Below are 18,801 nucleotides of genomic sequence, written 5' to 3'. Positions count from 1 at the left end.
GATGGAGGGGTGCCAGCCCCGATTGACGAAGAGACCGGTTCGACCGACCACGTGCCCGCCGAACCGTCCCGACACCGTGGAGGCGAGCAGCAGCTGATCGATCGCCTGTGGGACTTCGCCGACCCCGGCGCCAGCGCCGAACGGTTCCGCGAGCTCGCGGGCGACGCGGCGCAGGCCCCGCACACGCGCGCGGTCATGCAGACCCAGTTCGCCAGGGCCCTCGGGTTGCTGGGCCGGCGCGACGAGGCGCTCGCGGTGCTCGACGACGTCGCGGGCATGCCCGTCGACGAGCGCGAGCCCGAGGCCTTCGCGAGGGAGCTGCGCGCCCGCGTCGCGATCGAGCGGGGCCGCCTCGCCGCGGCCGACGGCCGGCCCGCCGACGCCGTCCCCGAGCTGACCCGCGGGGTGCGCGAGGCGGCCCTGTCCGGCTCGACCTTCCTCGTGCTCGACGCCCTGCACATGCTCGCGCTCAACGACGTCGGCCACGAGGAGGAATGGGCGACCGAGGGCTTCGACGTGCTCGACGGCACGCGCGACCCGCGGCTGCTCCGCTGGGGCGTCGCGCTCCACAACAACCTCGGCTGGACGCTGCACGACTCGGGCCGGCTCACCGGCGCGCTCATGCAGTTCGAGGAGGCCGCGAAGGCGGCCGAGGCCTACGGCACCGCCGAGCAGCGGCACGTCGCGAGGTGGTCGGTCGCGCGGTGCCTCCGCAGCCTCGGGCGCGCCGAGGAGGCGCTCGAGCTGCAGCGCGCGCTCGCGGCCGAGCGGCCCGACGACCCCTACGTGCAGGCCGAGCTCGCGGCGCTGACGGAGGCGCCGCCTACGATCGAGGCATGACCGCACGACCAGCGGATGCCCCCGAGGAGGCGATCCCCGGCAGCTACACGCTCGATTCCAAGCTGGCCGGCGCCCTCGGCGGGCGCACGGCGCAGGCGATCGAGCGGGCGTTCGGCCACGTCACCGTCGGCGACCTGCTGGCGCACTATCCGCGCCGCTACGCGCTGCGCGGCGAGCTCACGGCGCTCGCGTCGCTGCCGCTCGACGAGAACGTGACGCTCGTCGCCGAGGTGATCGAGGTGCGTGTCCGCGAGATGCGCCAGCGCCGGGGGTCGATCGTCGAGGCGAAGATCACCGACGGCACGGGCGTGCTGACGCTCACCTTCTTCAACCAGCGGTGGCGCGAGAACGACCTGCGGCCCGGGCGCCGCGGCATCTTCGCGGGCAAGGTCGGCGATTATCGCGGCAATCGCCAGCTGGCGCATCCCGACTACGAGCTCTTCGACGACGAGGTGCCCGCCGAGGTCGGTGACGCGGCGGCCAGGCGCTGGGCCGAGGCGCCCATCGCGATCTACCCCGCGACGTCGACGCTCGCGAGCTGGCAGCTGGCGAAGGCGATCGGGATGCTGCTCGACGGGCTCGGCCGCGTCGACGATCCGCTGCCGGGCTCGGTGCGCGAGGGCCGCGGGCTCCTCGGCCATCGCGAGGCGCTCGAACGCGTCCATCGCCCCGAGCGCGAGTCCGACTGGAAGGCGGCGCGGCGCACCCTGCGCTTCACCGAGGCGTTCGTGCTCCAGTCGGCCCTCCTCGAGCGGCGCGCCGCCCTGCGCGCGCGCCACGCCCTCGCCCGGCGCCCGGTGCCCGGGGGACTCCTCGAGCGCTTCGACGCCGCGCTGCCGTTCTCGCTCACGGGCGACCAGGAGCAGGTCGGCGCCGAGATCGCCCACGACCTCGGCGAGCCCGTGCCGATGAACCGGCTCGTCCAAGGCGAGGTCGGCTCGGGCAAGACGGTCGTCGCGCTGCGCGCGATGCTCGCGGTCGCCGACTCCGGCGGGCAGTCGGCGCTGCTCGCCCCGACCGAGGTGCTCGCCGCCCAGCACCTCCGCTCGATCGTGAAGATGCTCGGGCCCGAGCTCTCCGCCGAGCTGATCCCGACGCTGCTCACCGGCCAGCTGCCCGCCGCCGAACGCAAGAAGGCCCTGCTGCGCGCCGCGGCCGGCCAGTCGAGGCTCATCGTCGGCACCCACGCGCTCCTCGGCGACACGGTGACGTTCGCCGACCTCGGGCTCGTCGTGGTCGACGAGCAGCACCGCTTCGGCGTCGAGCAGCGCGAGGCGCTGCGGCTCAAGGGCGCCGAGCCGCCGCACGTCCTCGTGCTCACGGCGACGCCGATCCCGCGCACCGTGGCGATGACCGTGTTCGGCGACCTCGACGTCTCCACGATCGCCGAGCTGCCGGCCGGCCGCGCGGGCATCGAGTCGCAGGTGGTGCCGCTCGCGATCCGCCCGGCCTGGCGCCCGCGCGTGTGGGAGCGCCTCGCCGAGGAGGTCGCGCTCGGCCGGCAGGGCTTCGTCGTGTGCCCCGCGATCGAGACGCGCGTCGCAGAAGACGACGGCGCCGAGGTCGCGCCGGGGGAGGGCGAGAGCGAGGGCGCGGGCGCGGGCCCTGTGGCATCCGTCGCGTCGGTGCTCGCCGAGCTCGAGTCCCACCCCCGGTTCGCCGAGCTTCGTGTCGCGCCGCTGCACGGTCGCATGAGCGCCGACGAGAAGGACCGCACGATGCGCGCCTTCGCCGCCGGCGAGCTCGACGTCCTCGTCTCGACCACGGTCATCGAGGTGGGCGTCGACGTGCCCAACGCGAGCGTCATGGTCGTGGTCGACGCCGACCGCTTCGGCGTCTCCCAGCTGCACCAGCTTCGCGGCCGCGTCGGCCGCGGTGCCGTTCCGGGCCTCTGCCTGCTCGTCACGGGTGCGCCGCCGAACTCGCTCGCGCTGCAGCGCGTCGAGGCGGTCGCCGCGACCCTCGACGGCTTCGAGCTGGCCCGCGTCGACCTCGAGCTCCGCCAGGAGGGCGACGTGCTCGGGGCGATGCAGTCGGGCGGGCGCTCCTCGCTCAAGCTGCTGCGCGTGGTCCGCGACGGCGAGGTCATCGCCGACGCGCGGGCCGAGGCCGAGGCGATCCTCGCGGCCGATCCGACGCTCGAGCGGCACCCCGCGCTGGCCGCCGCCGTCCGCCGTCGGCTCGACGACGAGGCGAGCGGCTACCTGAGCAAGGGCTGAGACTCTCGGCCGGGCTCCGACGGGGCCTCCGCTGGCGCTACGCTGGTGCGTATGCAGCGGATCGCCGTCGTCCCCGGATCGTTCGACCCCGTCACGCGCGGCCACCTCGATGTGATCTCGCGGGCCGCGGGCCTCTACGACGAGCTGCACGTCGTCGTCGTCCACAACCCCGACAAGTCGGCGCTCCTGCCGATCGCCCAGCGGGTCTCGTTGATCGAGCAGTCGATCGCCGACGCCGGCATCGAGGGCCGCATCGTCGTCGCCGCCTGGAGCATGGGCCTGCTCGTCGACTACTGCACCGACGTCGGCGCGAGCGTGCTCGTCAAGGGCGTCCGCTCGCAGCTCGACGTCGCGTACGAGACGCCGATGGCGATCGTCAACCGGCATCTCGCCGGCGTCGAGACGGTGTTCCTCCTGCCCGATCCGGCGAACGCGCACGTGTCGAGCTCGCTCGTGAGGCAGGTCGCCTCCCTCGGCGGCGACGTGGCTCCCTACGTGCCGGCCGTCGTGGCCGACTACCTCGCGGTGGCGATGACGCCATGAGCAGCGAGGTCGCGGTGACGGGCGGGTCGGGTTCGGCGGCGCGCGCCGCGACCATGGGCATCGACGAGGTCGGTTCGCTCGCTGCGGCCATCGTGGCGAACGTCGAGACGGTGATCGCCGGCAAGCGCGACGCCGTCACCGCGGCCCTCACCGTGCTGCTCGCCGAGGGCCACCTCCTCATCGAGGACGTGCCCGGCGTCGGCAAGACGATGCTCGCGAAGGCGCTCGCGCGGTCGGTCGACGCGAGCGTCAGCCGCATCCAGTTCACCCCCGACCTGCTGCCGAGCGACGTGACCGGCGTGTCGGTCTTCGACCAGTCGAGCCGGCGCTTCGAGTTCAAGCGCGGCCCCGTCTTCGCGAACCTCGTCATCGGCGACGAGATCAACCGGGCGAGCCCGAAGACCCAGTCGGCCCTGCTCGAGTGCATGGAGGAGCGCCAGGTCACGGCCGACGGCACGACCTATCGCCTCGATCCGCCGTTCACCGTGGTCGCCACCCAGAACCCCGTCGAGATGGAGGGCACCTACCCGTTGCCCGAGGCGCAGCGCGACCGCTTCATGGCGCGCATCTCGATGGGCTACCCGGCGTCGGCCGACGAGCTCGCGATGCTCACGACGCGCGAGACCTCGAGCCCGTTCGACGCGCTCGACGCCGTCGTCTCCCTCGGCGAGCTCCGCGCCATGATCGCCGCGGTGCACCAGGTCTTCACCTCGCAGCCCGTGCAGGAGTACGCGGTCGAACTCGCCCGAGCGACCCGCGAGGACCGCCAGCTCAGGCTCGGCGCGAGCCCGCGGGCGACGCTCCAGCTCGTGCGCGCGGCGAAGGCGCACGCCGCGATGCACGGCCGCGACTTCGTGCTGCCCGACGACATCGACGCCCTCGCCGTGCCGGTGCTCGCGCACCGGCTCGTGCCGACGAGCCGGGCGCTCGGCGCGCACGACCGCGATGCGGGCCCGCTCATCGACGCCATCGTCCGACGCATCGTGGGGGAGACGCCGGTTCCGGTCGGCAGCGCACGAAGGAACTGACATGAGGCGCCCCCGTCCCCTGCGCGTCGCGGCCTGGCCGCGACTCACCCGGCGCGGCGGCGCGCTGCTGATGGTCGGAGCCGCGCTCCTCGCCGTCTCGCTCTGGTTCGACCTGCGCGACGTCATGCTGCTCGCGTTCGTCGGGATCGCGATGCCGGGCGTCGCCGCGCTCTTCGTGACGCTGCGCGTGCCGCGGCTCGGCGTGACCCGCAGGTTCTCGCCGCCGGTCGTCGCGGCCGGCTCGTCGACCGGCGTCGCGATCGCGGTGCGCAACCGCTCGCGCCGCACCCTCGACGGTGCGCACTGGCGCGACCGGGTGCCCGAGGGGCTCGACGCCCCCGCCGAGGCGGTGCTGCCCGCGCTCGGGCCGTACGAGGGCGTGCTGCCGTCGGGCGACGACACCGTGCACCTCGAGTACCGGCTGCGACTGCCCCGTCGTGGCGTCTACGGCATCGGACCGATGCGGATCGGCGTGGCCGACCCCTTCGGGCTCGCCCGGATCGACCGCGACGCGGGCCCGCGGCACGAGGTCGTCGTGACCCCGCGGGTGACGCCCCTCGAGCGTGCGCTCGGCTCGGCCGCGAGCGTCGACGGCGTGCTGCACGGGCTGCAGCGGCGCTCCCACCCGAACTCCGACGAGCTCATCGCCCGCGAGTACCGCTACGGCGACCCGTTGCGACGCGTGAACTGGCCGGCGACCGCCCGGCGCGGCGAGCTCATGGTGCGCGAGGAGGAGCAGCGGGGCGACCCCGAGGTCCGGATCCTCCTCGACACGACGCTCTCGGGGCAGTTCCGCACGGGCGGGACGCGGCCCGAGTCGGCCGAGCGGGTGCACTTCGGCTTCGAGCTCGGCGTCGAGGTGGCGGCCTCGATCGGCGTCCACCTGCTCGAGCGCGGGTTCCGCGTCCGCTGCGACCCGCTGGGCGACCCCGGGCGCGGCGGGGTCGGCGAGGGGGTGCCCGGCGCCTATCGCATGCCGGGCGGAGACCACCTGCTGCTCGAGGACCTCGCCCGGCTCGACTCCCCGCACCGCGTCGACCGGGACGAGGGCGCGGCCGCGCGCGGCGGCCGGATCGCCGAGGGCACCGGGCGCGGCGAGGTGCGCGCCCGGGAGGCGAGGATGCCGGGATTCGCCGTGCTCGTCGACCCCGACGAGCAGGATGCCGCGACGCTCGTCTCGCTGCGCACCGGCTTCGAGCCCGCGGTCGCCTTCGTCGGCGAGGGCGTCGCCGCGCGCGTCGTCGACGCGCTGGAGCAGGCCGACTGGCGCGTGGTGCGGGTGCGGCGGGCCGCCGCGATCGGCGACGCGTGGGCCGGTGCGGCGCAGCGCGATCCCATGAGCGGCACGGGCGCGACGGCGGCGGTGTCGGACGGCGCGTCGGGGTCTGCGCGCCGCGGCCCGAGCACGCCGTCGGCAGGAGGACGCGATGCGTCCTGAGCCACTGCCCCTCACGCGCGGACAGCGACTCGCGCTCACCGCGGCGAGCCTCCTCCTGCTCTCGGTCGCGACGATGGCGCTCGGCCCGCTCATCTCTGGCAGCGGGTGGTGGTGGCTCTGCGCGTTCGTGGCCGCCGGGACGCTCTTCGGCGGCGCCGGTCTCCGGGCCGTGCGGGTGCCCGCCTCGCTCGTGCCGGTGCTCGAGATCGTCGTCCTGCTCTTCCTGCTGACGCTCCTCTTCGGCGGCTCGACGAGCTTCGCGCTCATCGTGCCCACCCAGGACACCTTCGTGCACTTCGGCGAGCTCTTCGACGGCGCCCAGCGCACCATCCAGCAGCAGTCGGTCCCCGCGATCCCCGTCCCGGCGCTCAACTTCGTCCTGGCGCTCGGCGTCGGGGTGCTCGCGGTCTGCATGGACGTGCTGGTCCAGACCGTCCGCATGCCTGCCCTCGCCGCGGCGCCCGCGCTCGTCCCGATCCTCATCCCGGGCTTCATCATCGAATCGGGCGCCGAGGTGCCGACGCTGGTGTTCTCGGCGGCCTCCTACCTGCTGCTCCTCCGCATCGACGTGCGCGCCCGCCGCCGCGCGCTGCTCGCCGCGGCGGAGCGCAACGACGAGACGGGCGGCACCACGGTCATCCCGCCGGCGCGGGTGCCGATCGTCTCGACCCTCGGCGCGACGCTCGGCCTCACCGCGGTGGGCATCCTCACGGCGGCGGTGCTCACCGCCTCGACCCCGAGCATCTCCTCGAGCCTGCTGCTCGGGTCGGGCGCGCCGGCGACGAGCTTCGCGCGCGGCGTGAGCCCGTTCATCGACCTCGGGCGCGACCTGCGCCGGCCCGATCCCCGGCCGGCGTTCCACTACTTCGCGCGCGACAACGACCGCCCGTACTTCACGGTGCTGACGCTCGATCGATTCGAAGGACAGGCCTGGGGTGTCACCGAGCGGCCGGTCGACGCCGACAACACCGTCGACGCCCTGCCCCTTCCCGACGGCCTCGACTCGGACGTCTCCGCCACGGAGCATCCCATCGACATCGTCGTCGACGAGGTGCGGACCACCTGGCTGCCCCTGCCGTACCCCACCCGGCAGGTCGAGGGGCTCAGCGGATCGTGGTTCTGGGACGCCGGCTCGCTGACGGTGCGGAGCGTCGATGCCGACACGGGCGGTCAGCGCTATCGCGCGACCTGGCTCGAGGTGGATCCGACCCCGTCGCAGCTGAGATCGGCGGGCGGACGGGCCGGCGAGGAGTACGACGACTTCCTCGCACTGCCCGACGACGCGCCGCAGGTCATCGCCGAGACCGCGTCGGCCGTCGCGGGCGACGCGGCGACCCAGTACGACGCGGCCGTCGCGATCCAGGCGTTTCTCCGCTCCTCGGCCTTCGAGTATTCGACGGAGGCGCCCGTCGAGGCGGGCTACGACGGCGGCGGCCTCGACGTGATCGCCCGGTTCCTCGAGGAGCGCACGGGCTACTGCGTGCACTTCGCCTCGACGATGGCGGTGCTCGCCCGCGAGGTCGGGATCCCGTCGCGTATCTCCGTCGGCTACACCCAGGGCACCTCGACGCAGGAGCGTGTCGGCGGCGTGCAGCGCGTCGAGGTCGACTCGCACGACCTCCACGCGTGGCCCGAGCTCTACTTCGAGGGCGTGGGATGGGTGCCGTTCGAGCCCACGCCGAGTCGCGGCACGGTGCCCGACTACTCGCGGCCCGGGGCCGGCGACGCGGCGGCGACGCCCTCGCCCGCGTCGGGCAGCGCGAGCGCCCCGCTGAGCGGGCGCCCCGAGCTCGACCCCGACCGCAACCTCGCCGGCGGGAACGGCTCGGCGTCGCCGGCCGACTCGTGGTGGTTCCGCGGCGGCGTCGCGCTGCTCCTCGTCGCCGGCCTCCTCCTGGCGCCTGCGACGCTGCGCGCGGGCCAGCGCGCCTCGCGACGGCGGCGGATCGCACGCGGCGACCGTCCGGCGGATGCCGCGTGGGACGAGCTCGTCGCCACCGCACGCGACCTCGGGATCCGGCTCGAACCGACCTCGACCCCGCGTGCGATCGCGCGGCGGCTCGACGAGCGGGAGGGCTTCGTCGACGACGACGCGCGCGCGGCACTCGTGGTGCTCCGTGACGCCGTCGAGCGCGAGCGCTACGGACCGGCTGAGCCGTCGCGCCGTGCCGGTGCGGCCGCGCCGGCCGGTCGGGCCGACGGCGGCGGTGCGGCATCCGACGGGCTCGTGGACGCGCTCGCGATCGCCTGCGCCGCGCTCGCGGAGGGGGAGTCCCTGCTCGTCAGATGGCGTGCGACGCTCGTGCCGCGTTCGCTCATCGATCGGGCACGGCCGACGTTCGGCGAACGTCCACCCGTCGACGCGTAGAATCGTCGATCGTGGCCATCAAGCATTCCGCGTTCGACCTCAGCGTGCGCGATCTCGTGAACCGTCCGGGCGAGATGCGCGAGGAGCGCTTCAGCGCGCCCGCGCCCGAGCAGCTCGGCGAAGGACTCGTCGCCGTGAAGGCGGGGTCGTCGATCGATCTCGACGTCCGGCTCGAGTCCGTGCACGAGGGCATCCTCGTCACCGCCGAGGTCGACGCGACCGCCGACGGCGAATGCGGGCGCTGCCTGATCGAACTCGCCGTGCCCGTCCAAGTCGAGTTCCAAGAGCTCTTCGGGTATCATGGCGGGGAAGCCATCGAGTATGAGGTTCAAGACGACCACGTGGATCTTGAACCACTCATCCGAGATGCGGTGGTGCTGTCACTGCCGTTCCAGCCGGTGTGCCGACCGGATTGCCCGGGTCTCGACCCCGAGACCGGGCTCCGACTGGCCGATCATCCGGAACTCGTCACCCCTGAGCACAACGACCCGCGCTGGGCCGCGCTCGCAGGGTTCCAGGCTTCCGAAGACAACGGTCCGGATGCGTCATCCGGCGCCGACCAGCAGAGAGAAGAGAGATAGTCATGGCTGTTCCCAAGCGGAAGAAGTCACGCGCCAACACCCACGCGCGCCGTTCGCAGTGGAAGGCCGAGGTCCCCACGCTCGTCAAGACCGTCGAGAACGGCAAGGTCACCTACAGCCTCCCGCACCGCGCGAAGGTCGTCGAGGACTCCGCGGGCACCCCGCTCTTCCTCGAGTACAAGGGCCGCAAGGTCGCCGACGTCTAGTCGGCCCGAGACGCACCGACGACCGGTCGTGACGCGAACGGAACGCATGGGAGGCGGGCGCACCGCGCTCGAGGATCGTACGCTCGACGAGCTGCAGCGAACGCTGCAGGTCGACATCGATCCCTCCCTGCTCCTGCTCGCGCTCACGCACCGGTCGTTCGCGTACGAGAACGGCGGCATCCCGACCAACGAGCGCCTCGAGTTCCTCGGGGACTCGATCCTCGGCCAGGCCGTCACGGTCAGGCTCTTCCGGGACCATCCCGACCTCGATGAGGGCGAGCTCGCGAAGCGGCGCGCCAGCCTCGTCTCGAGCGTCGCGCTCGCCGAGGTCGGTCGCACGATCGGCGTGGGCTCGTACATCCGGCTGGGCCGCGGCGAGACGATGACCGGCGGCGCCGACAAGCCGTCGATCCTCGCCGACACCGTCGAGGCGATCATCGGCGCGGTCTACCTCGACGCCGGCGGCGACGCCGCGACCGAGCTCGTGCTGCGTCTCATCACCCCGCTCATGCAGGACCCCGAGCGCTTCGGCGCCGCGATGGACCCGAAGACGAGCCTGCAGGAGATCGCGGCACGTCGTGGCGCTCCCGCTCCGTCGTACTCCGTCGCGGAGTCGGGGCCCGATCACAACAAGCACTTCGTCGCGACCGTGACGGTCGGCGACCTCGTGCAGGCGTCGGGCGAGGGCTCGAGCAAGAAGCAGGCCGAGATGGCCGCGGCACTCGAGGCCTGGACGCGCATCAACGGCGCGGCCTGAGGTGCCCGAGCTCCCCGAGGTCGAGGTCGTCCGCTCCGGGCTTGCGCCCGCGGTGACCGGTGCCGTCGTCAGCGCGGTCGAGGTGCTCGACCGGCGATCGCTGAAGCGGCACGATCCGCTCATCGGCGACTTCGAGCGACTCGTCACGGGCGCGCGCATCGCGGCCGCGGTGCGACGGGGCAAGTTCCTGTGGCTGCCGCTCGAGGGCGTGCTCGACGAACGTGCGATCGTCGGACACCTCGGCATGAGCGGGCAGATGCTGCTGCGCACCCCCGACCACCCGGGTGACGACCGCCATGCGCGGGTTCGCCTGCACCTCGAGCATCCGGCGCACGGCGAGCTGCGCGTCGACTTCGTCGACCAGCGCATCTTCGGCTCGCTCGCCGTCGACCGCATGCTGCCGACCGCTGACGGCGGCTTCGGCGGCTTCTCGGCCGCGACGACGGGGGAGTGGGCTCGGCTCATTCCGAGCCAGGTGGCCCACATCGCCCGCGATCCGCTCGATCCCGAGTTCGCCGACGACGGGTTCGCGGCGCAGCTGGCCCGTCGCGGCACGGGCATCAAGCGGGTGCTGCTCGACCAGGGCATCGTGAGCGGCATCGGCAACATCTACGCCGACGAGTCCCTGTGGGCGGTTCGCCTGCACCCCGAGCAGCCCGCCGCGTCGCTCGGCCCCCGGCGCGTGCGCGAACTGCTCGGAGCCGTGCGCGATGTGCTCGGACGCGCCCTCACCGAAGGCGGCACGAGCTTCGACGCGCAGTACGTCAACGTCAACGGCGCCTCGGGCTATTTCGAGCACTCCCTGAACGCGTACGGGCGCGCGGGCAAGCCGTGCCCGCGGTGCGGCACCGCGATGGTGCGCGAGCCCTTCATGAACCGCTCCTCGCACCGCTGCCCGAAATGCCAGCGTAAGCGGTGAGTTCGGGCCGTCGACCGAGAGGTCGTGATCGGACTCGGCCTTGAGTCGCCGGACCGCCTCCGGGTCGAAGCTCCGCTCGATGCGGGTCGGCTCGCTCGAGACCGAATCCAGCGTCGTCGAGTAGACGGATCTTCGACTTCGGCACCCTGCCCCTGTTCGCGGCGGTGCGGCGCTGCTTCGTCGCCGCGAGCGCCGCCGGCGACGCGTTCGTCGAGGACCCCGACACGGCGTCCGCGCAGTTCCTCGGCATGATCTCGACCGTCGCCTTCTGGCCGAGACTGCTCCACGGCGGCTGGTCGCAGAGCGACGCCGAGACGCGCCGCGTCGTGCATGAGGGGGCGCTGACCATCGTGGCCAGGTACGGCGCGCGAACCGGCGGCTGATCGGCCGATCAGCCGCGCTGGAACTCGGCGCCGAAGCCGTGGACCTCGAACCCGAGCGCCACGTTGATCGCGAGCATGTGGTCGTTCTCGTCGGCGTTCCAGGTGTAGACCGCGGTGCGCTCGGGCGCGAGCTCGGCGAGGCGCACGAGGTTCGCGAGCTTCACCCGCATGCCGAGCGCGTGGCCGCGATGCGCGGCGACGACGAGCGTGTCGGACTGGAAGGCGAGCGGCTTGCCCGGGGGCAGCTCGAGCTCGGTGTAGCCGGCGATCGAGCCGTCGGGCGCGACCGCCGCGGCGACGAGCAGGGTGCGCCCGCCTCGCGTCGCGTGCGACTCGTGCACGCGCACACGCTCCGCATCCCAGATCTCGGGGTCGAGATCGAGGCCCCCCGCGGGGACGTCGAGCACCATGCGCGCCCGGGCCGCCGCATAGCCGTCGACGAGGTCGTCGGGCACGTGGTCGGTCCAGGTGACGATCCGGTAGTCGGATGCCTCGGCCTCGCGCAGCGCCGACGCCTCCCGGAACTCCGCGGTGCGGCCGCCGATCTCGAGCACGCTCGCCCGCTCGAGCTGGCCGAGCACGTAGCCGTGCCGGATCGCGAATCGCACGCTGGGCAGCTCGGCCGGGAGGGAGGCGTCGCCGTCGGGCGGGTGCAGCCGCTCGCCCGGGGTGTCGAGCTGATCGAGCGGGAAGTCGATCCAGCCCGTGTTGCGCCGGCGGCCGAGGTCGGTCAGCACACCTTCGGCGCGTTCGAGGAGACGGCTCCCGACGCCTCGGCGACGGAAGGCCGGGGCCACCTCGACGATGACGATGCCGCTCTCGGCGGCCGCGTCGCGTTCGCCCCACGTGATCGAGCGGCCGACGCAGGCGTCGCCGTGCCACGCGGCGAACGCCTGCCGGAACTCGTAGTCGTCGTCGCGGTACATGGCGAGCATCTCCTCGCGGGTGTACGCGAAGCGGTCGTCGCCCCAGCGCTCGACCTCGATGTCGATCGCGAAGTCGGCGTAGCGCTCGAACTCGGCCGCCTCGGGCGTGCCGAGCCGTTCGGGGAGCGTGATCGGTCGGATCTCGACGGTCATGCTCGACTCCTCTCGGTGGTGCGTCGGACGATGCGCCGCCCGGTGGGCAGCCGCCCAGACTACCGAGCACCGCGGACGGCGACAAGGGTGCAATCCCGCGGGGAGCGGCGCGCGTGCGCTTCGGGGGCGGAATCCTCGGATACGGTAGTCCGCAGCGTTCTCGCGCACAGGGGAGGGTAGGACGTGTACCTCAAGAGCCTGACGCTCAAGGGCTTCAAGTCCTTCGCACAGCCGACGACCTTCGCCTTCGAGCCGGGCGTGACGTGCATCGTCGGCCCGAACGGATCGGGCAAGTCGAACGTCGTCGACGCGCTGGCCTGGGTGATGGGCGAGCAGGGCGCGAAGACCCTCCGCGGCGGCAAGATGGAGGACGTCATCTTCGCCGGCACCTCGACGCGCGGCCCGCTCGGCCGCGCCGAGGTGAGCCTCACGATCGACAACTCCGACGGTGCGCTGCCCATCGAGTACAGCGAGGTGACGATCTCGCGCACCCTGTTCCGCAACGGCACGAGCGAGTACGCGATCAACGGCGACCAGTGCCGCCTCCTCGACGTGCAGGAGCTCCTCAGCGATTCGGGGCTCGGCCGCGAGATGCACGTCATCGTCGGGCAGGGCCAGCTGGACCAGGTGCTGCGCGCGACCCCCGAGGACCGGCGCGGCTTCATCGAGGAGGCCGCGGGCATCCTCAAGCACCGCCGCCGCAAGGAGAAGACCCTCCGCAAGCTCGACGCGATGCAGACGAACCTCACCCGCCTCTCCGACCTGGCCGGTGAGATCCGGCGACAGCTGAAGCCACTCGGCCGTCAGGCCGAGGTCGCCCGCGAGGCCGCGACGATCGCCGCCGTCGTGCGCGATGCGAAGGCCCGACTGCTCGCCGACGAGGTCGTCGGCCTCCGGCGCGCGCTCGAGGAGCACGGGAAGAGCGAGCACGAGCGGCACTCCGAGCGGCTCGTGCTGCAGGAGCGCCTCGAGCAGCACCAGGCCAAGGTCACGCGCCTCGAGGAGGCGCAGGGCGGCGACGACGTCGACCGCGCCCGTTCGACGAGCTTCGCGCTCGAGCAGGCCCAGTCGCGCCTGCGTTCGCTCGACTCGCTCGCCCGTCAGCGGATCGCGCTCCTCGAGGGCGCTTCCGACGAATCGGATGCCGCGCCGAGCGTGACCCGGGAGATGATCGACGGCGCGGTCGCCGAGCTCGACGGGCTCCGCGACGGCATCGGCACCGAGGCATCCGCCCTCGACCTCGCCCACGAGGCGACGATGCGCACCCGTGCCGAACTCGACTCGGTCGACGAGGGCATCGCCCGGCAGTCGGCGCTCGTCTCCGCCTACGACCTCGAGCTCTCGAAGCTCACCGGCCAGGCCGACTCCGCCGCCTCGAAGCTCGCCGCCGTGCGCGGCGAGGTGCTGCGCCACGCCAACGCGCTCGCGGCCTCGGCCGGCCGTCGTGAGGCGGCCGCGGCCGCGCTCGCCGAGGCGGAGGCGGCCGCCGGTATCGAGCAGACCGCCGAGACCGATCTCGACGAGGCCTACGAGCTCGCACAGGGGGCCCTGTTCGAGGCGGAGGCCGAGATCGAGCGCATCCGCGACGAGCTCCACGGCAGGGAGCGCGAGCACGGCGCACTCAGCGCCCGAACCCAGGCGCTCTCGCTCGCCCTCGACCAGAAGGACGGCTCGGCCGCGCTCGTCGCCGCAGGGGTCCCCGGCGTCCGCGGCCTCCTCGCCGAGTCGATGCAGGTCGCCGCAGGCTACGAGGCCGCGATCGCGGCCGCGCTCGGTTCGCTCGCCGATGCCGTGCTCGTCGACGACCGCGACGCCGCCTACCGCGCGCTCGGGCGGGCCGAGTCGGGCGAGCTCGGCCGCGTCGCACTCGCCGTCGCCGAACCCGGCGGCGAGGCCGACGCCCAGACCTCGGTCGCGGGCCTCACCGCCGCCGCCTCCGTCGTCACCGCACCGGCCGGGGTGCGGGGGCTGCTCGCCGAGATCTTCATCGCCGACGACCTCGCCGCGGCGCGGGCCGCCGAGCCGGCGCTCGTCGAGGCATCCCGCCCGGCGACCGTGATCACCCGAGACGGCACCGTCATCGGCCGGTACGTCGTGCGGGGCGGTTCGGGTCGCAAGCAGAGCCGCATCGAGCTCATCGCCGAACGCGATCGCGCTGCAGCACGCCTCGAGGAGGTGCGCGGCGAGATCGAGCGCAGCCGGGCGGAGCTCGCCGAGCAGCGGCAGCTCGTCGAGGCGTCGAAGGAGGAGTCGAAGCGCGCGCTCGCCGCGCTCCGCGAGTTCGACGCGCAGCTCGCGCAGCGCACCGAGCGGCTGAACCGCGCCCGCGTGCAGGCCGAGGCCGCCGAGGCCGAGTCGGAACGACTCCGCCAGGCGTCGACGAACGCCGAGGAGCGCGTCGCCGAGGCCGAGCAGGCGGCGGGCGAGGCGAAGGCCGCGCTCGAGTCGGCCCGCGCGGTGCCGCGGCCGGTGCTCGACGTCTCCGTGCGCGACGCGGCGCTCGCGACCGTCGAGTCCGCCCGCGAGGCCGAGGTCGAGGCGAAGCTTCGGCTCGAGACCGCCAAGGAGCGCGTGCGCGCCGAGGAGGCCCGCATCCGCACGATGGAGGCGCAGTACGACGCCGAGCGGAAGGCCGCGGTCGAGGCCGCCCGCCGCGCGGTGATCCGCCGGGCGCAGCTCGAGGCGGCGCGGCGCGTCGCCGAGGCGCTGCCGCCCGCGCTCGAATCGGTCGACGCCTCGGTCGCCGAGGCCCGCGTCGCCCTCGGACGGGCGGAGGCCGAGCGCTCGAGCCGCAACGAGGAGCTCCAGGCGGTGCGCCGCGAGGAGGCCGCGGTGCGCGAGCGCCTGCACTCGGTCACGGAGGACGTGCACGGGCTCGAGCTGCGCATCTACGAGAAGAAGCTGCACGTCGGCGGGCTCGTCGAGCGCGCCGAGTCGGAGCTCGGCCTCGACGAGCAGGTGCTCATCGACGAGTACGGCCCCGAGGAGCTCATCCCCGCCGAGGACGAGGAGGGCGAGCCGCGGCCGTTCCGCCGCGAGGAGCAGCAGCGCCGGCTCGCGGGCGCGGAGCGGAAGCTCGCCCAGCTCGGCCGGGTGAACCCGCTCGCGCTCGAGGAGTTCGCCGCGCTCGAGCAGCGCCACCAGTTCCTCAGCGAGCAGCTCACCGACCTCGCGAACACCCGCAAGGACCTGCTCACGATCATCGAGGAGATCGACGGGCGGATGGAGTCGATCTTCCGCAGCGCCTTCGACGACACGAAGGCGGCGTTCGCCGAGGTGTTCCCCGTGCTGTTCCCGGGGGGCACCGGCAGCATCTCGCTCACGAACCCCGACGACATGCTGACGACCGGCATCGAGGTGAGCGTGAAGCCCGCGGGGAAGAAGATCGAGCGCCTCTCGCTGCTCTCGGGCGGCGAGCGATCGCTCGCGGCGGTGGCGCTGCTCATGGCGATCTTCAAGGCGCGCCCCAGCCCGTTCTACATCATGGACGAGGTCGAGGCCGCGCTCGACGACGCCAACCTGGGGCGCCTGCTCACGACGTTCGAGAGCCTGCGCGACGCCAGCCAGCTCATCGTCATCACCCACCAGAAGCGCACGATGGAGATCGCCGACGCCCTCTACGGCGTCTCGATGCGCCAGGACGGCGTCTCGGCGGTCGTCGGGCAGCGCGTGCGCGAGGAGCGCGAGGCGCAGGCCAGCTGACGCTCAGCCGAGCCGAGCCGAGCCGAGCCGAGGCGCGCGCGAGCGCACTCGGGTGAGCTCTCGCTCGGGTGAGTTCTCGCTCGGGTGAGCTCTCGCTCAGGTGAGCCGGCGGTCGTCGGGCTCCACGATGCGGAACCATCGGTAGCCGTACGCGTCGAGGTGCACCTCGATCCGCCCGCGCTCGTCGAGCGGGAAGGTGTCGGGTGCGAACAGGTCGGAGAGCACGGAACCCTCCGCGACCGCTCCGAGCTCGAGCGGCACGAGCGCAGGCGCGGACGCGAAGTTGTGCACGGCGATGAACCTGCCGACGTCGGCGGTGATCCGGTGGGCGAGCACCCCGTCGAGCCCGGTGGTCAGCACGTCGAGCGCGCCCCAGCCGATCTCGGGTGAACTGCGGTACCGCGTCGCGAGCTGCCTGATGAACGACAGCAGCGAGTCGGGGTCGTGCATCTGGGCCTCGACGTTCACGTGCTCGGGTGAGTACCCGTCGCCCGGCGGTGTGGCGACCAGCCGCGACGGAACCGCCCGCGAGAACCCGCCGTTGCGCTCATCGGTCCACTGCATGGGCGTGCGCACGGCCTGCCGCCCCTCCTGCGCGCCGTTCTCGCCCATGCCGATCTCCTCGCCGTAGAAGAGCACCGGAGTGCCGGGGAGGGAGAAGAGCAGGCTGTAGACCAGCTTGATCCGGCGGGGGTCGCCGTCGAGCATCGTCGGCAGCCGCCGCACGATGCCCCGGTCGTAGACGCGCATCCACGCCTCGGGGGCGAACGCGTCGAACACCTCCTCGCGCTCGGCATCGGAGAGCTTGTCGAGCGTGAGCTCGTCGTGGTTGCGCACGAAGTTCGCCCACTGGGCCTCGGGCTCGAGCGGGGGCCTCGATGCGAGCGCCTCCGCGAGCGGGCGGGCGTCCTCGCGCGCGAGCGACAGGTACAGCGCCTGCATGCCGAGGAAGTCGAACTGCATGGTGAGCTCGGCCGCGTCGCCGCTGCGGCCGAAGAAGTCGAGCTGTTCGTCGTACGGGAGGTTCACCTCCCCGAGCAGGACCGCCTCGCTCGAACGGCGCTGCAGGAACCGGCGGAGGTCGCGGAGGAACTCGTGCGGATCGCCGATGTCGACCCCGTCGGGCGGTTCGATGAGGAACGGCACCGCGTCGACGCGGAACCCCGAGATGCCGAGCTGGAGCCAGAAGCCGAGCGTGCGGGCGATCTCGTCGCGCACGGCGGGGTTCGCGATGTTCAGGTCGGGCTGGTGCCGGTAGAAGCTGTGCAGGTAGTACTGGCCCGTGCGCTCGTCGAACTCCCAGACCGACTGCTCCTCGCCGGGGAAGACGGCGTTCGGCTGCGTCGGCGGGTCGTCCCGCCACACGTACCAGTCGCGGAAGGGCGAGGTGCGACTGCGCCGCGCGGCCCTGAACCACGGATGCCGCTCGGAGGTGTGGTTCATGACGAAGTCGATGATGACCCGCATTCCGCGGTCGCGCGCCGTGCGAGTGAACTCGGCGACGTCGCCGAGCGTGCCGAGGCGGGGATCGACCCCGAGGAAGTCGGTGATGTCGTAGCCGTCGTCGCGGTCGGGCGTCGGCTGGAACGGCATGAGCCAGATGCACGTGACGCCGAGCTCCGCGAGGTGGTCGAGGCGGTGGGCGAGCCCCTCGAAGTCGCCCGAGCCGTCGTCGTTGCAGTCCATGTAGGTCTCGACGTCGAGGCAGTAGACGACCGCCGTCTTCCACCAGAGGTCGCTGCGATCGGTGATCCTCATGCGACGACCGCCTCGAGCCCGGGCACGACGCGCTCGCCGAACGCCTCGATGAACGACGTCTGCTCGGTGCCGACGTGATGCAGGTAGATGCGGTCGACCCCGAGCTCCGCGATGCGCAGGAGGTGGTCGAGGTGGCGCGACGGGTCGGCCGAGGCGAGCAGCGTGCCGCCGACGTCGGCCGGCGTCGCCGATGCGGTCCGCTCGTCGAAGTCCTCCGGCTGGTCGAGTTCCCAGGCGAGATGCGCCGGCACGAGGCTCTGGCGCCACTGCTCGTGCGCGATCGCGAGGGCCTCGTCGTCGGTGTCCGCCCAGCTCAGGTGCACCTGCACGGCCACCGGTCCGCGGCCGCCCGCGCCCCGGTAGGCGTCGATGAACCCCCGCAGCTCGTCGTCGGGCTGGTCCACCGTGATCACGCCGTCCGCCCAGCTCGCCGCGGCGCTCGCGGTCTCGGCGCTCACCGCGGCGGCGAAGAGGGGAGCGGGCTCGGAAGGCAGGCTCCACACCCGTGCGCGGTCGACGCGGACGAGCCCGTCGGAGCTCACCTCCTCGCCGGCGAGCAGCCGGCGCATCACGCCGACGGTCTCGACGAGTCGCGCGTCGCGTTCGTCCTTCGGCGGCCACGGGTCGCCGGTCACGTGCTCGTTGATCGCCTCGCCGCTGCCGAGCGCCGCCCAGAACCGGCCGGGGTACATCTCGGCGAGGGTCGCGATCTTCTGCGCGGCGACCGCCGGGTGGTAGCGCTGCCCGGGGGCGGTGACGACGCCGAGCGAGAACCGGGTCGCCTCGAGCGCGGCGCCGAGCCAACTCCAGGCATAGCCGGAGTGCCCCTGCCTGAGGCTCCAGGGTGCGAGGTGGTCGCTGCACATCGCCGCCGAGAAGCCGGCCCGTTCGGCCCGGACGACGGCCTCCAGGAGGCGGCTCGGCGGCAGCTGTTCGTGCGAGGCGTGGAAACCCACGGAGGTCATGCGCGCTCCTTTCCG

The 18,801-nt window shown here is 73.2% G+C and carries 15 protein-coding genes; 12 read left to right on the top strand and 3 right to left on the bottom strand.

The genetic code is table 11. The features are described 5' to 3' along the window. The first annotated feature begins 9 nt into the window (after positions 1-9). The 11 genes from ACFVTH_RS16905 (at position 10) to ACFVTH_RS16855 (ending at position 11,282) form a co-directional block, all read left to right on the top strand. Entirely contained in the window at positions 10-840 is an 831-nt protein-coding gene (locus ACFVTH_RS16905) for a hypothetical protein (RefSeq protein WP_387093352.1), read from the top strand. Then, a complete protein-coding gene (locus ACFVTH_RS16900; protein ID WP_387093349.1) occupies positions 837-3,059 on the top strand; it encodes an ATP-dependent DNA helicase RecG in 2,223 nt (740 codons plus the stop codon). Before ACFVTH_RS16905 ends, ACFVTH_RS16900 begins: the two co-directional genes overlap by 4 nt. 51 nt (positions 3,060-3,110) lie before the next feature. Then, positions 3,111-3,602, top strand: a complete 492-nt coding sequence (gene coaD, locus ACFVTH_RS16895; protein WP_157423978.1) for a pantetheine-phosphate adenylyltransferase — start codon at positions 3,111-3,113, stop codon at positions 3,600-3,602. Next, positions 3,599-4,630 carry an AAA family ATPase gene (locus ACFVTH_RS16890; protein WP_386940701.1) on the top strand — a complete coding sequence of 344 codons (1,032 nt, stop codon included), beginning with the start codon at positions 3,599-3,601 and terminating at the stop codon, positions 4,628-4,630. Before coaD ends, ACFVTH_RS16890 begins: the two co-directional genes overlap by 4 nt. A 1-nt stretch (position 4,631) precedes the next feature. Next, complete coding sequence (locus ACFVTH_RS16885) at positions 4,632-6,068, top strand: DUF58 domain-containing protein (RefSeq protein WP_387093346.1); 1,437 nt, start codon at positions 4,632-4,634, stop codon at positions 6,066-6,068. After that, the gene (locus ACFVTH_RS16880; protein WP_387093343.1) at positions 6,058-8,436 is read left to right on the top strand and encodes a DUF3488 and DUF4129 domain-containing transglutaminase family protein; all 2,379 of its coding nucleotides are present in this window, start codon (positions 6,058-6,060) and stop codon (positions 8,434-8,436) included. Before ACFVTH_RS16885 ends, ACFVTH_RS16880 begins: the two co-directional genes overlap by 11 nt. Before the next feature lie 11 nt (positions 8,437-8,447). Then, positions 8,448-9,017 carry a YceD family protein gene (locus ACFVTH_RS16875; RefSeq protein ID WP_387093340.1) on the top strand — a complete coding sequence of 190 codons (570 nt, stop codon included), beginning with the start codon at positions 8,448-8,450 and terminating at the stop codon, positions 9,015-9,017. A gap of 2 nt (positions 9,018-9,019) precedes the next feature. Next, entirely contained in the window at positions 9,020-9,223 is a 204-nt protein-coding gene (rpmF, locus tag ACFVTH_RS16870) for a 50S ribosomal protein L32 (RefSeq protein WP_022887809.1), read from the top strand. A 46-nt stretch (positions 9,224-9,269) separates the two neighbouring features. Then, on the top strand, positions 9,270-9,980 hold the full coding sequence (gene rnc / locus ACFVTH_RS16865; RefSeq protein WP_387093676.1) for a ribonuclease III: 711 nt from the start codon (positions 9,270-9,272) through the stop codon (positions 9,978-9,980). Position 9,981: 1 nt separating this feature from the next. Then, the gene (gene mutM, locus ACFVTH_RS16860) at positions 9,982-10,899 is read left to right on the top strand and encodes a bifunctional DNA-formamidopyrimidine glycosylase/DNA-(apurinic or apyrimidinic site) lyase (RefSeq protein ID WP_387093337.1); all 918 of its coding nucleotides are present in this window, start codon (positions 9,982-9,984) and stop codon (positions 10,897-10,899) included. Positions 10,900-11,063: 164 nt separating this feature from the next. After that, positions 11,064-11,282 carry a TetR/AcrR family transcriptional regulator C-terminal domain-containing protein gene (locus tag ACFVTH_RS16855; RefSeq protein ID WP_387093335.1) on the top strand — a complete coding sequence of 73 codons (219 nt, stop codon included), beginning with the start codon at positions 11,064-11,066 and terminating at the stop codon, positions 11,280-11,282. A gap of 8 nt (positions 11,283-11,290) precedes the next feature. On the opposite strand, the gene ACFVTH_RS16850 is transcribed toward ACFVTH_RS16855, so the two are convergent. Next, positions 11,291-12,361: a GNAT family N-acetyltransferase gene (locus ACFVTH_RS16850; protein ID WP_387093332.1), complete on the bottom strand. Its 1,071-nt coding sequence runs from the start codon at positions 12,359-12,361 to the stop codon at positions 11,291-11,293. A 183-nt stretch (positions 12,362-12,544) separates the two neighbouring features. Here ACFVTH_RS16850 and smc point away from each other — a divergent pair, with 183 nt between their 5' ends. Further along, positions 12,545-16,063 (top strand): chromosome segregation protein SMC, encoded by a 3,519-nt coding sequence (gene smc / locus ACFVTH_RS16845; RefSeq protein WP_387093329.1) that lies wholly within the window; start codon positions 12,545-12,547, stop codon positions 16,061-16,063. 96 nt (positions 16,064-16,159) lie between these two features. On the opposite strand, the gene ACFVTH_RS16840 is transcribed toward smc, so the two are convergent. Both ACFVTH_RS16840 and ACFVTH_RS16835 read right to left on the bottom strand, forming a co-directional pair. Continuing rightward, positions 16,160-17,821: an alpha-amylase family protein gene (locus tag ACFVTH_RS16840; protein WP_387093326.1), complete on the bottom strand. Its 1,662-nt coding sequence runs from the start codon at positions 17,819-17,821 to the stop codon at positions 16,160-16,162. Further along, positions 17,818-18,786: a TIGR03885 family FMN-dependent LLM class oxidoreductase gene (locus ACFVTH_RS16835; RefSeq protein WP_387093324.1), complete on the bottom strand. Its 969-nt coding sequence runs from the start codon at positions 18,784-18,786 to the stop codon at positions 17,818-17,820. The genes ACFVTH_RS16840 and ACFVTH_RS16835 overlap by 4 nt, the downstream gene beginning before the upstream one ends. Positions 18,787-18,801 lie beyond the last annotated feature (15 nt).

The organism is Agromyces sp. NPDC058104, assembly GCF_042884835.1.
Classification (GTDB): Bacteria; Actinomycetota; Actinomycetes; order Actinomycetales; family Microbacteriaceae; genus Agromyces.
Note: the sequence above shows the minus strand (reverse complement) of the source record. Positions and strands in the feature narration are given on the sequence as shown.